Source organism: Vibrio sp. CyArs1, assembly GCF_022432925.1.
GTDB classification, from domain to species: Bacteria; Pseudomonadota; Gammaproteobacteria; order Enterobacterales; family Vibrionaceae; genus Vibrio; species Vibrio mediterranei.
Map to the genome: position 1 here is coordinate 628,035 of NZ_JAKRBO010000002.1, position 16,780 is coordinate 644,814.

Sequence of the window (16,780 nt, forward strand, 5' to 3'; positions counted from 1 at the left end):
ACATTATTTGTAATTACAGTTCGCAGTAATCGGTATCAGTCAGGTTTTTACATGGGAAGCGCCACGCGCGACCATCATTATGTAGTAGCTGATCTGACTCTTGTGGACCCCAAGTACCACACGCATAACCAAACAGGGATTGCGGATCTTGCTTGTAGTCCAGAATTGGTTGAACAAATTCCCAACATGCCTCAACTGCATCGCTACGTGCGAACAGCGTAGCATCACCATTAAGTGCATCAAGTAATAGACGCTCATAAGCTGTAAGCATCTGTGTCTCTTGCAGTGATGCGTAATGGAAATTCATTTTTACTTCTTTTGCATTGAAACCAGCACCTGGTTCTTTCAAACCAAAGCTCATTTGAATGCCCTCATCCGGTTGAATACGGATGATCAGCTTATTCTCTGGCGCATCTTTACCAAACACTGGGTGCGGCGTTTGTTTAAAGTGAATCACTACCTCTGTCACACGTGTCGGCAATCGTTTACCTGTTCGAACATAAAAAGGAACACCGTTCCAACGCCAGTTGTCGATAAACATTTTCAAGCCAACGTAAGTCTCTGTGCGAGAGTCGTCAGCAACACCATGTTCGTTGCGATAGCCTGGTAGGAATTGACCACGTACGTTAGATTCTGTGTACTGCCCGAGTACAAGGTTGTTACGCAGGTCTTCATCAGAAAGAGGACGCAAACACTGCAGCACTTTAACTACTTCGTTACGAATAGCGTCAGCGTTAATTTGAGCTGGAGATTCCATACCGACCATTGCTAACACTTGCAATAAGTGGTTTTGGAACATATCACGTACCGCGCCAGAACCATCATAGTAGCCACCGCGCTCTTCCACACCAAGGAACTCGGCACCTGTGATCTCAACATAGTCGACATACTGGTGATTCCAAAGCGGCTCGAACATGGCATTTGAGAAACGTAAAACCAATAGGTTTTGTACCGTTTCTTTACCCAGATAATGGTCGATACGATAGATTTGATGCTCTTGGAAATGCTCGTGAATTTCTTTGTCCAATTGGCGCGCAGACGCTAGGTCATATCCAAATGGTTTTTCGATGATCAAACGCTTCCAGCCATCAGCTTCATCATTGAGACCGTGAGCAGCAAGACTTGCAGGAATAATGCTATAAAGGCTTGGCGGTGTCGCCAAATAGAAAAGCGTATTACGTTGCTCGAAACCATATTGGTCAGCAACATCATCAAGGCGGGTTGCCAGTTTCGCGTAGTCTTGAGTATCAGAAGTATCAATGGCTTGATAGTGAAGATGATTACAGAAGGCTTCTAGTGTTTCAGGTTCTGTTTTTTCCATCTCCTGAAGGGAGTGTTTTAGCTTTTCTCGGTATGATTCGTCGCTGTATTGAGTGCGGCTTACACCAAGAATTGCGAAAGATTTAGGTAGCTGGTCGCTAGCATACAAATGGTAAAGTGCAGGGATCAACTTACGATAAGTAAGGTCGCCTGAAGCACCAAAAATCACGATGCTGCTGTTTTCAGGTATTACCATCTTTTTTCCTTAGACAATGGGGGCAATTGTTTAGCGGACGCAATGTTAACAGCGTGCTAGAGAAAAAGAAAATAAGTTTTGCCTATAAGAAAGATAGGTAAATTCGTTGGATATATGACATCTGACCAGTCATCTCATTCACCACCCCTGCTTTAAGAAAACTAGCGCATATAAAGTTTCTTCTACCAGTCAATTATCGCAGAATCTTCTAGCTTGGTTACAAAATTGGACCACATAACTTCATTAGTTATGGCACAATCCAATATAATGTAAACATAACGTTAAAAAATACGCTTTTGTTCTCGACATAATCGTCAACCAACACTCAAAGCGACCAATAGAAGAGAATGTGTGCATGCTTTCAATATTTGAGATTTACAAAATCGGGGTTGGCCCTTCCAGTTCCCATACCAATGGTCCAATGATCGCTGGGCATAGTTTCACTGAGTTAATCGCAGACCAACTGACTAAAGTGAACCGGATTCAAGTCGATCTCTACGGTTCCCTGTCACTGACAGGCATCGGTCACCACACTGATCGTGCCACTATTTTAGGCTTATTGGGCAACAAACCTGACACTATTAAGATTTCGAGCGCAAATCAAGCGATGAGAAATGCTATCGAAGATGGCGTGTTACCTCTCTCAGGCACTCACCATATTCCGTTTAACTACGAAACAGACATGCTGTTTCATGAAGACAATCTGCCTTTACACGAAAACGGCATGACCATTTCCGCATTCGATAAACAAGGTGAACGCATTGGCTTTGAGACTTACTATTCCATCGGCGGTGGCTTTATTGCCACAGAATATGAATTGCAAAACGGTAAAGACGAAGAAGACGTCAGTGTCGAATTCCCGTTTAGCAGCGCTGACGAAATGTTAGAGCTAGCAGAAGAACACGGTATGAGCCTCGGTGGTATGGTACTTCGCAATGAATTGGCGTTCAAAGATCTTGAAGAAATCAATGATAAAGCCGAGCAGATTTGGCGAGTCATGTTACGTTGTATGGAGCGCGGTTTTGAAACTGAAGGTATCTTGGATGGCGGTCTAAACGTCACCCGTCGTGCTCCTAATCTACTGAAAAAGCTGGAAGCAAATGCCGCCATCGAAAATGATCCGATGGAAATTATGGATTGGATCAACTTGTTTGCCTTTGCCGTAAGTGAAGAGAATGCGGCGGGCGGTCAAGTGGTCACCTCTCCAACAAACGGAGCTGCGGGCGTTATTCCAGCCGTATTAATGTACTACCATCGTTTTATTAAAGAGCTTGATACCAAACAGCTCAAAGACTTTTTAGCGGTTTCCGGAGCCATCGGTATCCTCTACAAAACCAACGCCTCTATTTCCGGTGCTGAAGTGGGCTGTCAAGGTGAGGTAGGCGTATCATCATCCATGGCAGCAGCTGGCCTAACCGCACTACGAGGTGGTAGTAACGAGCAAATGTGTATCGCAGCAGAGATTGCCATGGAGCACTCACTCGGTATGACCTGCGACCCTATCGGCGGTTTGGTTCAAGTCCCTTGTATCGAACGCAATGCCATGGGTGCAATGAAGGCAATCAATGCTTCGCGCATGGCGCTTAAGCGAACCAGTAAGTGTCTCATATCTTTAGATAAAGTCATCGATACTATGTATCAGACAGGCAAGGATATGAATAAGAAGTACCGTGAGACCTCGCAAGGTGGATTGGCGCTAATTCATTTGGCCCCGCCTTGTGAATAAATGTGCAAGTAAACAAATAAAGGCGACCAGAGGTCGCCTTTATTGATGAACAACTTAACGATATTACTGCGCGATTAAGTCTTTGTAAGCGATAGTCTTGCCTTGAGGTTTCTCATTAGCGAGCTTAGCTTTAGGCGCTCCTGGTTGTGATAACCAATATTCTGGATCCTTCTTAGGATTCAGTTTTGGACCACAATCACCCTGAGCGCCACTTCTTTCTAGACGCTTAAGCACTTTGTCTTGAGCTGCTGCTAGGCCGTCCAGAGCTTCTTGTGGTGTTTTTTCTCCACTCGCCGCTTCAGAAACATATTGCCACCATAGCTGTGCAAGTTTTGGATAGTCTGGCACATTGGTACCTGTTGGAGTCCACTGTTTACGCGCATCACTGCGGTAGAACTCAACCAAACCACCCAGCTTAGGAGCAGCATCTGTCATCGCTTGAGAGTTAATGTCTGACTCACGAATTGGCGTCAAACCAACCAGTGTTTTCTTCAAGCTCACAGACTTAGACACGACAAACTGAGCATACAACCAAGCGGCTTGACGACGATCCACTGGCGTACTGTTTAGGAATGTCCACGAGCCCGCATCTTGATAACCAAGCTTCATACCATCTTCCCAGTATGGGCCACGAGGTGATGGTGCCATACGCCATTTCGGTGTGCCATCTTCATTAACCACAGGTAGCCCTGGCTTGGTCATGTCAGCTGTAAACGCGGTATACCAAAAGATCTGCTGCGCGATAGAACCTTGTGCGGGAACCGGACCTGCTTCGCCAAACGTCATCCCTTGGGCTTCAGGTGGCGCATATTGTTTTAGCCAATCCACATACTTGGTGGTCGCATACACCGCCGCTGGACCATTTGTCGCACCGCCGCGAGCCACATCGGAACCGACAGGGCTACAGCCTTCTACACGAATCCCCCACTCATCAACTGGTAAACCATTAGGAATCCCTTTATCACCCGCACCAGCCATGGAGAACCACGAGTCAGTGAAACGCCAACCTAGTGATGGGTCTTTTTTGCCGTAGTCCATATGACCGTAGACACGTTCGCCATCGATCATTTTCACCTTCTCACTAAAGAATTCTGCAATGTCTTCGTATGCAGACCAGTTAAGTGGCACTCCTAGCTCGTAACCGTATTCCTTCTTAAACTTGGCTTTAAGATCGTCGCGCTCAAACCAGTCTGCACGGAACCAATATAGGTTCGCAAACTGCTGATCTGGCAGCTGGTAAATCTTACCGTCAGGACCTGTGGTGAAATCCAAGCCAATGAAGTCGGGAAGATCCAAATATGGGTTAGTCACACTCTTACCGTCACCTTCAATAAAGTCAGAGATTGGTACCACTTTTCCGTATCGAATGTGGGTGCCGATCAAGTCTGAGTCATTGATATAGCCATCATAGATATTGCGACCTGTCTGCATTTGCGTTTGCAGCTTTTCTACCACGTCACCTTCTTGAATCAAATCGTGATTCACTTTGATGCCGGTTATCTCATAGAACGCTTTAGCAAGAACTTTTGCTTCATATTCGTGGGTAGTGATGGTTTCCGAAGCAACGTTGATTTCCATGCCTTTGAAAGGTTTGGCAGCATCAATAAACCACTGCATCTCTTTCGCTTGCTCATCAGCGGTCAACGTCGTCGGAGTGAACTCTTCACTCATCCACTTTTTAGCCGCGTCCATATCGGCAAACGCGTTTGGCGAGAGTGCTGCGAATGCAATAGATAAAGCAACGCAGCGGGTAAGATAAGACTTCTTCATATCCTTTTTCATTATTGTTTTACTCCAATTATGAGTGTTTTGTTTCGTACGTTATTAGTCACACCTAAGCGAGCCCTATGACATTGAAGCCAAATACAGCATGTTGAGCATGGTTAGGCACTTATCGGTGAAAGTTGTTATTACCCCCATTTCAAAACGGTCAAAATCCAAACCGTGGAAATCGCAAACGGCACCCAAATAGAGAGCTCCGTTAGTCCCACAAACCCAAGGTGTATATAGGCTGAACTCAGCAAGCCAATAAACAGTCGGTCTCCCCGTGTTGTACTGATTGGGAGAAACCCTTTGCGCTCAATACATGGCGCTTTAATTTCAGCAATGGTCATCGTTAACAAAATCAGTGCGATGCCAATAAAAAACAGTGCAGACGGAGTCGTCCATGCCATCCAAGCCATAATGTGTCTCCTTAAACTCGACCCAGTGCAAAACCTTTCGCAACGTGGTTGCGAACAAACCAAATGACAAGAATGCCCGGTACGATAGTCAGTACCCCGGCCGCAGCTAACACGCCCCAATCTATCCCCGAGGCACTGACGGTTCGCGTCATCACCGCAGAAATAGGCTTGGCATCAACTGATGTAAGTGTTCGAGCAAGCAGCAACTCAACCCAGCTGAACATGAAGCAGAAAAACGCCGTCACACCAATACCGGAACGGATCATTGGCAGAAATATCTTCATAAAGAACTTTGGAAAGCTGTAACCATCGATATAGGCGGTTTCATCGATTTCCCTTGGAACACCTGACATAAATCCTTCAAGGATCCAAACCGCCAAAGGCACGTTAAATAAGCAGTGAGCGAGCGCGACCGCAATATGGGTGTCGAACAGGCCTACCGATGAATACAACTGGAAGAACGGCAACAGAAATACTGCAGGCGGTGACATTCGGTTGGTCAGCAGCCAGAAAAACAAGTGTTTATCGCCGACAAATTTGTAGCGTGAAAAGGCATACGCTGCAGGCAGAGCCACTGCCAGCGTAATACACATATTCATTACTACATAGATGATGGAATTGACGTATCCCATATACCAACTAGGGTCGGAGAAAATGGTCTGATAGTTTTTAAATGTCCAGTTTTCTGGCCAGAAGCTTAGGCTTCCCAATATCTCTTGGTTTTCTTTAAACGACATATTGAGCAGCCAATAAATCGGCAGCATCAAGCAGATGATATAAAGTGCTAAGCCGACAATTTGGGTATAGCGTGTGTATTTTGACTTCGTCATGGTTAAATCCCTTTATTTATTCTCACCGTGCGTCATCGCGGTATAGAACACCCAACTGACGAGTAATATGATCAAGAAGTAAATGATGGAGAAAGCCGCAGCAGGACCAATATCAAATTGTCCGATGGCCATCTTGGTTAAGGTTTGGCTTAAGAACGTGGTTGAGTTACCTGGCCCCCCTCCAGTAAGCACAAAGGGTTCGGTGTAAATCATAAAGCTGTCCATGAAGCGCACTAACACACCAATCAATAACACACTCTTCAACTTTGGAAGCTGAATGTAACGGATGATTGACCATGTAGAGGCGCGATCAATATTGGCCGCTTGATAGTAGGCATCCGGAATAGCGCGCAGACCTGAATAACACAGCAAAGCGATGAGTGACGTCCAGTGCCATACATCCATCAGAATCACAGTCAACCAAGCATCGACCGGATTACCTGCATAGTTATAATCAACACCAAGCCCGTTTAGAGCCCAACCAAATAAGCCAATGTCCGCACGACCAAAGATCTGCCAGATAGTCCCCACGACGTTAAGTGGGATAAGCAATGGAATAGCCAATACGATTAGGCAAAACACCGACCACTTGCCTTTGGTTGGCATGGTGAGTGCCACAATAATCCCAAGGGGAACTTCAATCATTAGCACCGTAAACGTAAATCCAAACTGACGCAGCAACGCTCCGTGTAGTCGTTCATCATTTAACGTTTCTCGATACCACTCCGTTCCAACGAAGTAGGCGGTATTAGCGTCAAAGATATCTTGTAGCGAGTAGTTCACTACCGTCATCAATGGCACGATGGCACTAAAAGCCACCAAGGCGAAAACCGGAAGAACTAGAAACCATGCCTTGTTGTTGACTGCTTTGTCCATTAGTGGCCTCCTACATTGACTAAGAATTCATCGACATAGAGCATTGTCCATTGCTCTGGAAAGCTGATGTACGCGACACTTTTCGGTACATGTTGGTCTTCTTGAAGGCGTGCTTTGATGTGCTGTTCACCCAGCTTTAAAGTGAGAATTTTGTAGGTACCCAAATCTTCAACATGCAATACCTGTGCTTTTAAAGCAGAAGGGTTGTCTTTCTCCCATACATGAACAAATTCCGGTCTTATTCCAATCTTGATATTGTTACTCGATGCCTTTGCAATAGCGTCTCGATAACTTGACGACAACGGCACATCGACATCATCAAATCGCACGCCAACCTCAGTTGGTGTCACTTCCATTAGATTCATTCCAGGACTGCCAATGAAGTAGCCGACAAAGGTGTGGTTAGGGGTTTCGAATAGCTCTCTTGGTGTACCGAATTGCACAATTTGCCCGTTGTACATAACCGCAATTTCATCTGCGAACGTCGACGCTTCCAGTTGGTCATGGGTCACGTAAATCATGGTGATATTGAACTGTTGGTGGATCTGCTTAAGCTTGCGTCTTAGTTTCCACTTCAACTGCGGGTCGATAACCGTTAGTGGTTCGTCAAATAGAATCGCCGAGACATCATCACGAACCAGCCCTCTTCCCATCGATACCTTTTGCTTTTCATCCGCAGTAAGGTGTTTTGCTTTTTTGTTCAGCACGGCGGTCAGCTCGAGAATTTCGGCAATTTCCGTCACTTTGGAATGAATTTTAGCTTTGTGCACCTTCATATTTCGCAGCGGAAACGCTAAGTTGTCGTACACCGTCATAGTGTCGTATATCACCGGAAACTGGAAAACCTGAGCAATATTTCTATCCTGAGGGCGCAGTTCATTCACTTTCATGTCATCGAAAAGCACTTCACCTTGCGAAGGACTCATGAGCCCAGAAATAATGTTGAGTAGTGTCGATTTTCCGCAGCCCGATGGACCTAATAACGCGTATGCTCCACCTTGTTTCCAAACGTGGTTCATTTCTTTAATAGCATACAGCGACGACTCGCTTGGCTGTTTGTCATAAGTATGAGCCAGTGAATTGAGTGTAATTTGGACCATGACTGACTAACCTCTCACATCATTAATCGGAGCATGAATCAGTTTTTCGTCCATACCGAATACATAGAATTTGTGGATTGGAATGTAGATTTTGATGGTTTCGTCCACTTCATAGCTGTGAACGCCAGCCAAGTGAAGCACCAACTCAAAATGCGCATTACGAACGTGAAGAAATGTCTCTGAGCCACTAATTTCGGCGACTTCCACTTGAACCGTCAGCTCAACATCGTCGTCGTTTTTCGGTAACAAACTAAGATGACTGGGTCGAATACCAAACTTGTAGCTACCCTTTTCAAGCTTGCTTAACGACTGGTTAAGCGGGAAGTGAGCACTTTGATCAAACGTGACTTCACTTTCAGTAACGTCACCTTTTAGTAAGTTAATAGGAGGCTCACTAAACAGAGTGGCTGAGGTCACGCAATCTGGGGTGTGATACACCTCTGCGGTCGGGCCTGACTGAATGACCTTTCCTTCGTGGAGAATGGTTGTTGTTCCGCCAAGTGCTAAAGCTTCGTTAGGCTCTGTAGTAGCGTAGATAGCGATCGTGTGACGGGTTTTGAACAACTCACGCATTTCCTGACGCAGTTCCTCACGAAGTTTGTAGTCTAAGTTCACCAGGGGCTCGTCGAACAAAATAATTTCAGCATCTTTGACCAATGCTCTAGCCATTGCGGTTCTTTGCTGCTGACCACCAGAAAGTTCTAATGGGTGCTTTTTTAAGTGTTCAGTAATGCGAAGCATGTCTGCTGTCGCGTGCACACGTTCGATGATTTCTTTTTCAGGTGTACCAGCAAGTCGTAGTGGAGAAGCGACGTTCTCAAATACCGTTAGATTGGGATAATTGATAAATTGCTGGTAAACCATCGAGATGTTTCGCTCTCTTACCGAAACCCCTGTTACATCAACGCCGTTAACCAGAATTCGTCCTGATGTAGGTTTATCCAAACCTGCTATCAATCTCATCAATGAGGTTTTACCTGCGAGTGTTCGCCCAAGCAAAACGTTAAACGATCCTGCTTCAAAGGTGAGGTTCACATCGGATATGTGATGCTCGCCGTCGACTACTTTGCTTACCTGCTCAAGTGTTAATGACACTAAAAACTCCTTTCATCTCGAACAATGTCGTTTTCGATATTGCTCATGATTGCTAGAGTCGTGCCAACTTGCGAAAATTGTAACAATTTAATTACAAGGCATGCGATAAACTATTGAATGAGCGTAGTTTTAAACGCTAACCCCATAGAAAGAAAGCACTTATCCTACAAAAGCGTTTTATGATCCAAGTAACATTTGTTAACCAAATGTGTTCAAACTGTTCAGAGCAATGATATGTTTATTGAGCAATTGGTGAACAATCTTTGTTCGCAAACGCGCTTTTAGTATTTTGACTCTAATTTGGCTGGTCGTAGAAATGAACAGTAAACACAGCACGATCATTAAAAACTCTTGGCAACGATGTAGAGAAGCTGGGTTGTCACACAGCAGTGCTCCAATTATAGAGATGGAGACAGGCTCCTCACTGGCGAGAACAACAGAAGAGCACTCCGGTTTAATAGAAACTACACAACAAAAAGTGTTGCCGTTTTACGACAGTTTATTGGCAAACAGTAACTGCCTCATTACCTTGGCAAATACTAAAGGCCAGGTCTTGAATAGCTGGGGAGAACAACGTTTTTTTACCCAACATCAACCACAAGTGTTTCAAAATGGCGTGCAATGGAAGGAACAGTTAATTGGCACGAACGCCATAGGCACGGCTTTAGAGACGGGCTCCATTGTGCAAGTTTTTCACGATGAACACTTTCTTAGTTCAAACCGATTTATGGCAGGTTCCGCAGCACCTTTGTTTGATGCAGACAGAAGAATGACGGGCGTTTTGTCGATATCAAGTGACGCTTATATGCCCTCTTCTCATACACTTGGTATGGTAAAACTGATGTCACAGGCCATTGAGAACCAATTAATAGCTAGTCGATTTCAAGCGACCCATCACCTATTTTGGTTCAATACTTCTCCTGAAAACATTGATAGTCAATGGTCTTCATTGTTGGTGTTTAACGATGAAGGTATTATTGTTTCAGCCAATCGTCGCGCTGAAGTGGTACTTGGTCAGAATCTTGCGCTGCAGCGTTTGGAACAATTGTTCGATGTAAAGATGGAGCAAGTGCTATCGCACCCTCCTTTTACGCCATTTCCTCTAACTTCTCGTAGCCAGTCTAATTATTTTGGCTTGACCATACCTCCAACGATTCCAAAAGGTCGTCAACTCGATTTTAGGTTGGTACCACAAACCACAGATATAGCTGCTCCAACGGACAGACCACTTGATTTAGAACAGTTGAATACCGGTGACCCAAGATTGGCGAAAGCGATTAATCAAGCAAGTCGAATCCTTGATACCGATATACCCATTTTGATCCATGGCGAAACCGGGGTGGGTAAAGAAGTTTTTGTTAACGCACTGCACCAATCAAGTAGACGCAGTCACGCCCCACTCATTGCAGTAAACTGTGCCGCTATTCCGTCTGAACTGGTTGAATCCGAGCTGTTTGGATACGAGAAAGGGGCATTTACCGGTGCTCATACTAAAGGCTATGTGGGATTAATTAGAAAAGCCGATAAAGGAACACTGTTTCTCGATGAACTTGGCGACATGCCGATAAATGTTCAAGCTCGACTGCTTCGAGTACTGCAAGAGCGCAAGGTGACACCACTTGGCTCCACAACCTCTTACCCAGTTGATTTTAAGTTAGTTTCCGCAACCAACCGGAACTTAAAAGCTGACGTAGAGCGCGGCACGTTTCGCCAAGACCTCTATTATCGAGTAACAGGTCTTAACATCACGCTCCCTGCTTTGAGGGAACGAACGGATAAAGAGGCTCTGATCCGATTCATTCTAAGAAAATACGCATACGGCAACGAGGTACCAAATCTAAGCGTGGAAGTATTGGCGATGTTCAAACAACACCCTTGGCCTGGCAATATCAGACAAATGGTTAGCGTGATTCAAATTGCAGCCGCCATGGCGGGCGATGAAACCATCACCTCAGAACACTTACCTGATGACTTCATAAATGACCTCAAACCTTATGAAAGTGCGCCGATTCAACCTATATTGGGCGCTACCGCATCAGACTTATCAGCCGCCCCAAATTTGGTTGAACAAGTCACAGAGCAAGTATCAAACAATCAAGAGTGGCTTGATATTTATGAGGAATATGGAAGGAATATTTCGGCCACTGCAAAGGCGCTTAATGTCAGTCGCAATACATTGTACAAACGCCTAAGAGAGCAAGGGTTAAGATAAGCTTCCCTTGCTCCACTTGGATTGTTTTTATATTAACTCACTGGATCGACATGATAATCATGAATTGTGATTCTGGTGTCATCCAAGCTTACTTTCCAAACTTCGTTAACCAGCAAGTTAATGCTTTCACCACGTAGCGTTGACTCGGGATAGGTGTCTGCAAGTAAGCGTATTCTGAGTTCGACTGCGTAATTATTGTCTTCTCTACGCACTTCTATTTGCTCGATTTGATGATGACAATCCGGTTTAAAGGTGCGCTTAACGATAGAATACCAATCTCTAAACCCATCATGACCTGAAAATGTTCCTTCTGGCGCTGACCATTTGATATCCATGCTTAAATAACGCGTAAAGTCATCAGTCGACTCAGGAAGTTCATCAAACTGGGCGAACCATTGAGTCACAAACTTACTAATACGGTTTTCTGGTGATTGGATAAGGTCTTCAATCCTCGTTTGCAAGCGGTCAGCATGACTCCTAGCACGAGTTTCTACCTCCTCCAGTTTGTTGTACACGCCTGCAATGTAAACCATGCTATGAGTGTAAATTGGCTTAACGTAATTCATTCCTGCAAGATAAGCGGTTTGCTCTAAAGGTTTTAACAACTCTTCAATTGAGAAATGGTTATAGCCAAGCGGGGTATAAGACTCCTCAGGACCACCGATTGTGAACGATAGCACCAAATCTTTGCCTTTTAACTTGTCGCCTTTAGCGCCATAAGCAAAGTTATAGCTGAATACATCATCAATCCATTTTTTCAGCAATGCAGGAATGGAGTACCAGTAGAACGGAAACTGCAGTACAACAACGTCAGCTTTCACTAAAGCCGCTTGCTCTGCCTCTACATCGATCTGATAGTTAGGGTATAAACGGTCTAGTTGACGCACTTCAATGTCATCAAAATGATCACTTAATTGGTTCAAAATAACTTTATTGGTATTTGACGCGTCCAAATTTGGATGACCTGAAATAACTAAAACCTGGCTCATAATGACTTTCTCATCGGTTACTGACTTAACATGTGAGTAGTGTAATTAGTATCATTGATAATTTTTAGATGACTTTTAGCTAAATAATTATTAGCTTAAAGCTAATAATAGTATTAGGTCCTAATCATGAACGGAACAATATTCAACCAACTGATTGTATTTAATACGATCGTTCAGGAAGGTAGCATTACCAGAGCGGCTCAAAAGCTCGAAATGGCACCTCCTTCAGTCAGCAATGCGTTGAAAGCTTTAGAGCAAGAATTGGGTCTACCGTTGTTTACACGTACAACACGACGCATTGAAGTCACTGAAGCAGGTAGATTACTGCATGAACGCACCTTGCATTCTATTTCCGAGCTGAGTTTGGCTTTCGAAAGTGTCAGCGATTTAAGCCGAGAACCAACTGGCACGGTTCGCGTCACCATGCCACGGTTTGTCTATCAGTATTTAATCGAGCCCATTTACGCGGAATTCTGTCAGCAATACCCTCATATACAACTAGAAATTTCAGTTTCTGACGCCACAATCGACATACTTAACGAGAACTTTGATCTTGGCATCCGCTTTGGTGATAAAGTGGAAGAAGGCATGGTCGCTCGACCACTTACGACTTCTATGAAAGAAGCCTTTTTTGCGTCCCCTGCCTATATAGAACACTATGGACAACCATCATGCCCAGATGATTTGAAACATCACAAGCTGATACAGTATCGATTCATCTCATCAAACAAAATTGCACCTCTATTGCTAAACAAACAGGGAGAGATGCTTTCGGTGGAGATGCCTACCTCCATGGTTGTTAATGACACGAACTTAATGGTAGATGCTGCCATAAAAGGTTTGGGAATAGGCAGACTTGTCGAACCTATGATTCAATCACATATCGCCCAAAAGCAACTGGTACCAATTTTAGAAGACTATTGGTACCCATATTCTGGACTTTATGTCTACTTTCATAAAAACACACAAAAGGCTAAACGTGTCCGTGTATTGATTGATTTTTTGATAGAAAAAACCAAGCAGCTATAACTAGATGGCGGTTCTTTTCATGGATGCATTGTCCCTACTACGAGGTATCAAATTGAACACAAGTAAAATTCGCAACGTGGTCTTCGACGTTGGCAACGTGATTGTTCGCTGGTCTCCCGTTGAGATCGTTCGACTAACATTTGGGTATAGTGCTCATGAAGCAGAGCAAAAGGCTAAAGCTATTTTTCAACATGATATTTGGATGGCTCTTAACAAGGGTCTATTGACCGAACATCAAGCACAAGAAGAATATCAAACTGCATTGGGGCTATCTGAGGCTGAGTGTGAGAGACTCTTCTACTACATCAAAGAAACCCAAATTCAGATTTTTGGTACGGTCGATCTCATTAAGCGCCTGAAACAAGCCAGCTACAACATTTATGCATTAACGGACAACGTCCATGAAATTGTCGAGCACTTAAAGCATCGTTATGACTTCTGGCCACTATTCGAAGCTGCTACCGTATCGGCTGAGTTGGGTGTACTCAAACCCTCTGCTGACATTTATCAGTCGCTACTCAACAGCAACAATCTTATCGCGGAAGAGACCGTATTTTTGGATGACATGCCATACAACGTCGACGGCGCAGTGCAATGTGGACTGCATGCCATTCAGTTCAGCGACGCACAACAAGCGGAGAATGTACTTCGAGAATTGGGTTTAGAGTTTTAAGACGAATAACGGCAGTTCTCGTGACAAGAACTGCCGTTACTATTTTAGTTGATTCAAATGAACAAACGCTTAACCAAGCTTGCTCTTCAAACTTTCCAATACAGACTTACGAATTGAACCCAGTTTTGGACGCTCCTCATTTGGAAACGGGATTGGTCGCATTAGACTGATCGTTTTCAAACCCAAACGAGCTGTTAGTAGCCCCACACCAAGGCCTTGTCCAGCTCGGGCTGAAAGTTTTTCTGCCAAGTTCATCGACAATATATCCGCACTTGATTCAATGGCAAGTTCACTGGCACCCGCTAATGCAATGTTCATTAATACGAGTTTGAACAACTTAAGTCTTGACCAGTAACCTAACTCTACGCCGTAAACCTCTGATAATTTGTCGATCATTCGGAAATTACGCCAAGCGATGAGAAGCATGTCAGCAATAGCCAATGGACTCAGAGCCACCAAAATTGCCGCTTCCCCCGATAACTTCGACACTGCGGCCAGTGCTTGCTTATCCTGCTCTTTCAGTACCATGGACTGGTACATATTTAGCACTTCAGCATCACTATGCGCACTGTGAATACTGTTCTTCCAGCGGTCAAACGAAGGGTTTTCAGGTTGTATCCCCGCCTCATCAGCTAGCTTTTGACAGAATTTCTCACCCTGCCCCACTCCATCGTTGGCAATCAGTGCTTCGGCCTGTTCCTGAACCGAAAAGTGGTCTTTCAGTTTGCGAAGCTTATACAGCTCCTTACCAAACGCCCCAATACCCATTGCCGCTACTGCGGTAATCAAGCCTGACCAACCTAAAGACAACCAGTCTCCGGTATTGGCAGCAGTCACGACGTTATCTATCGCTTGCCAACCAACTAAGCCTGCAAATGCCGTTAATAAAGTAGTGGCAATCCAGCCTTTTTTGCTGCTTCCTTTGACTACTCTTTCAAGCTCTAGCTCGTCCTGTTGATCATTTGCTTCATGTTCAACAGGTATGAACGCCTGTTCTGGTTCAAACAGCTTTTGGCTGTTTATATCCACTGAAGATTCTATTTCGGAAGTATCCTCAGTGAAGACTTTTCTACCTTTGATATCACTCATCGAAGTTTATCTCCAATCAAATACTGCAGTGCTTTATCAAGTCGAATATGCCCGCAAGGTTCGTCAACCGCCGTTTCAAGCGGTCTAAATGAGGTAAACTCAAACTGATTGTTTTTCCAATACTCAGCCTTTGGGAGGCGGGCTGGCACATCACCGGGATACAAGGTCATGGTTTCATTATTCAAGGTCGTTCCTCTTAGCGCAGCACTGCTCTCATTTCCTTTACCTACAAATCCTGCTTCGGTCGCTCTGATGGAAGCGACGCTCATGCAGCTCATTTCTATATTTTCGAACGCAGTATCTTGCCACGCTGGATGTACCATTTGCTGTAACAAGCTCACTAAGTTGTTGTGCTGATCTGGCGTGACATGATCAGCCTTTGTGGCGGCAAACAGAATTTTATCTATTCGTGAAGAGAACAAGCGACGTAGTAAGCTAGATTGTCCATAGCGGAAACTCTTCATAATTTGTTGCAGCGCATCTTTCATATCATGAAACGCTTCTGAGCCTGCCATGAGTGGCTGTAAACAATCCACCAGCACAATCTGACGATCAAATGTCGCAAAGTGATTCTTGTAGAATTGCTTCACCACTTTGGTTTGATACTCTTCATAGCGGCGCTTGAGCATCGCATAACCACTCGTCTTAGCGACTTTGTCTGACGGAGCCTGACAAGGGAAAAACTGCAGTACTGGTGCGCCTTTTAATTCACCCGGAAGAACAAAGCGTCCTGGTTGCACCCAATGTAATCCACGCTCTTTGCAGGCATACAGATATTGAGTAAAGCTCTCGGAAATGTCGGCTATTTGCTTTTCGTTTTCTTCTCCAGTGGCATCAAACTGCTCAAGCTTAGTCAGCCAGTCTTGGGCACATTCGCGGCGAATACCCGTTAGATTCTCAAACTGCAACTCACTCCACTGCTCAAAGGTCAAATCGAGTAGTGGTAAATCGAGTAACCACTCTCCCGGATAATCAATGACATCAATATACAGAGTCGACGTTTTGCTAATTAAGCGTTTCGCCCCTTTTGCTGGCTTATACTTAACCGCCAATCGTATCTCACTTACATCGCGCGTAGGCTCAGGCCAACTTGGTGGCATTGCATGCAGTTGACTCATCGCGTCATCATAAGCAAAACGTGGAACCATTAAGTTAGACTGCGGGACACGCTTGGCACCGATCAATCGTCCATCTCTAGCACAGTCCAACAGAGGTAAATTCTCGTGTGTAGAGGTATGCAACAGTTGATTAACCAGTGAAGTGATGAACGCCGTTTTACCTGCTCGCGACAAACCCGTCACGGCAATTCGAACATGAGAGTCCATACTACGATGCAGAAGATCAGATACTTCTTGACCAATTCGGCTCATTTAACGTACTCCAATAAAACTAATGGGATAAGTTTGCACTATACGAGATTAACGAAACATGAACAAAAAACCCCTGAAAATATTCAGGGGTT

The 16,780-nt window shown here is 44.6% G+C and carries 14 protein-coding genes; 4 read left to right on the plus strand and 10 right to left on the minus strand.

Annotated features, from left to right (window positions below):
- Positions 1–13: 13 nt before the first annotated feature.
- Complete coding sequence (zwf, locus tag MMA19_RS09555) at positions 14–1,516, minus strand: glucose-6-phosphate dehydrogenase (protein WP_240206081.1); 1,503 nt, start codon at positions 1,514–1,516, stop codon at positions 14–16.
- 355 nt (positions 1,517–1,871) lie between these two features.
- On the opposite strand from zwf, the gene MMA19_RS09560 reads away from it, so the two are divergent.
- Complete coding sequence (locus MMA19_RS09560) at positions 1,872–3,242, plus strand: L-serine ammonia-lyase (protein ID WP_240206082.1); 1,371 nt, start codon at positions 1,872–1,874, stop codon at positions 3,240–3,242.
- 63 nt (positions 3,243–3,305) lie between these two features.
- Here the strand turns inward: MMA19_RS09560 and MMA19_RS09565 are convergent, their stop codons facing one another.
- The 6 genes from MMA19_RS09565 to MMA19_RS09590 form a co-directional block, all read right to left on the minus strand.
- Positions 3,306–5,024, minus strand: coding sequence for an ABC transporter substrate-binding protein (locus tag MMA19_RS09565; RefSeq protein WP_038222822.1), 1,719 nt, complete (start codon positions 5,022–5,024; stop codon positions 3,306–3,308).
- A gap of 128 nt (positions 5,025–5,152) precedes the next feature.
- Complete coding sequence (locus MMA19_RS09570; protein ID WP_006073669.1) at positions 5,153–5,425, minus strand: DUF2160 domain-containing protein; 273 nt, start codon at positions 5,423–5,425, stop codon at positions 5,153–5,155.
- Between the two features lie 11 nt (positions 5,426–5,436).
- A complete protein-coding gene (locus MMA19_RS09575) occupies positions 5,437–6,255 on the minus strand; it encodes a carbohydrate ABC transporter permease (RefSeq protein ID WP_006073671.1) in 819 nt (272 codons plus the stop codon).
- A 12-nt stretch (positions 6,256–6,267) separates the two neighbouring features.
- A complete protein-coding gene (locus tag MMA19_RS09580) occupies positions 6,268–7,131 on the minus strand; it encodes a sugar ABC transporter permease (RefSeq protein WP_006073672.1) in 864 nt (287 codons plus the stop codon).
- On the minus strand, positions 7,131–8,231 hold the full coding sequence (locus MMA19_RS09585; RefSeq protein ID WP_240206083.1) for an ABC transporter ATP-binding protein: 1,101 nt from the start codon (positions 8,229–8,231) through the stop codon (positions 7,131–7,133). The genes MMA19_RS09580 and MMA19_RS09585 overlap by 1 nt, the downstream gene beginning before the upstream one ends.
- Before the next feature lie 6 nt (positions 8,232–8,237).
- Positions 8,238–9,326, minus strand: a complete 1,089-nt coding sequence (locus tag MMA19_RS09590; RefSeq protein ID WP_006073675.1) for an ABC transporter ATP-binding protein — start codon at positions 9,324–9,326, stop codon at positions 8,238–8,240.
- 316 nt (positions 9,327–9,642) lie between these two features.
- On the opposite strand from MMA19_RS09590, the gene MMA19_RS09595 reads away from it, so the two are divergent.
- Positions 9,643–11,538: a sigma-54-dependent Fis family transcriptional regulator gene (locus MMA19_RS09595; RefSeq protein ID WP_239920030.1), complete on the plus strand. Its 1,896-nt coding sequence runs from the start codon at positions 9,643–9,645 to the stop codon at positions 11,536–11,538.
- Between the two features lie 32 nt (positions 11,539–11,570).
- Here the strand turns inward: MMA19_RS09595 and MMA19_RS09600 are convergent, their stop codons facing one another.
- Positions 11,571–12,527, minus strand: coding sequence for an NAD(P)H-dependent oxidoreductase (locus MMA19_RS09600; protein ID WP_124939907.1), 957 nt, complete (start codon positions 12,525–12,527; stop codon positions 11,571–11,573).
- Positions 12,528–12,653: 126 nt separating this feature from the next.
- Between MMA19_RS09600 and MMA19_RS09605 the strand changes: the two genes are divergently transcribed.
- Both MMA19_RS09605 and MMA19_RS09610 read left to right on the plus strand, forming a co-directional pair.
- Complete coding sequence (locus MMA19_RS09605) at positions 12,654–13,556, plus strand: LysR family transcriptional regulator (RefSeq protein WP_088875824.1); 903 nt, start codon at positions 12,654–12,656, stop codon at positions 13,554–13,556.
- 52 nt (positions 13,557–13,608) lie between these two features.
- On the plus strand, positions 13,609–14,229 hold the full coding sequence (locus MMA19_RS09610; protein ID WP_038222831.1) for an HAD family phosphatase: 621 nt from the start codon (positions 13,609–13,611) through the stop codon (positions 14,227–14,229).
- Positions 14,230–14,298: 69 nt separating this feature from the next.
- On the opposite strand, the gene MMA19_RS09615 is transcribed toward MMA19_RS09610, so the two are convergent.
- The gene (locus MMA19_RS09615; RefSeq protein ID WP_240206084.1) at positions 14,299–15,318 is read right to left on the minus strand and encodes a TIGR01620 family protein; all 1,020 of its coding nucleotides are present in this window, start codon (positions 15,316–15,318) and stop codon (positions 14,299–14,301) included.
- Positions 15,315–16,688, minus strand: a complete 1,374-nt coding sequence (locus MMA19_RS09620) for a YcjX family protein (RefSeq protein ID WP_240206085.1) — start codon at positions 16,686–16,688, stop codon at positions 15,315–15,317. Before MMA19_RS09620 ends, MMA19_RS09615 begins: the two co-directional genes overlap by 4 nt.
- Positions 16,689–16,780: the final 92 nt, after the last annotated feature.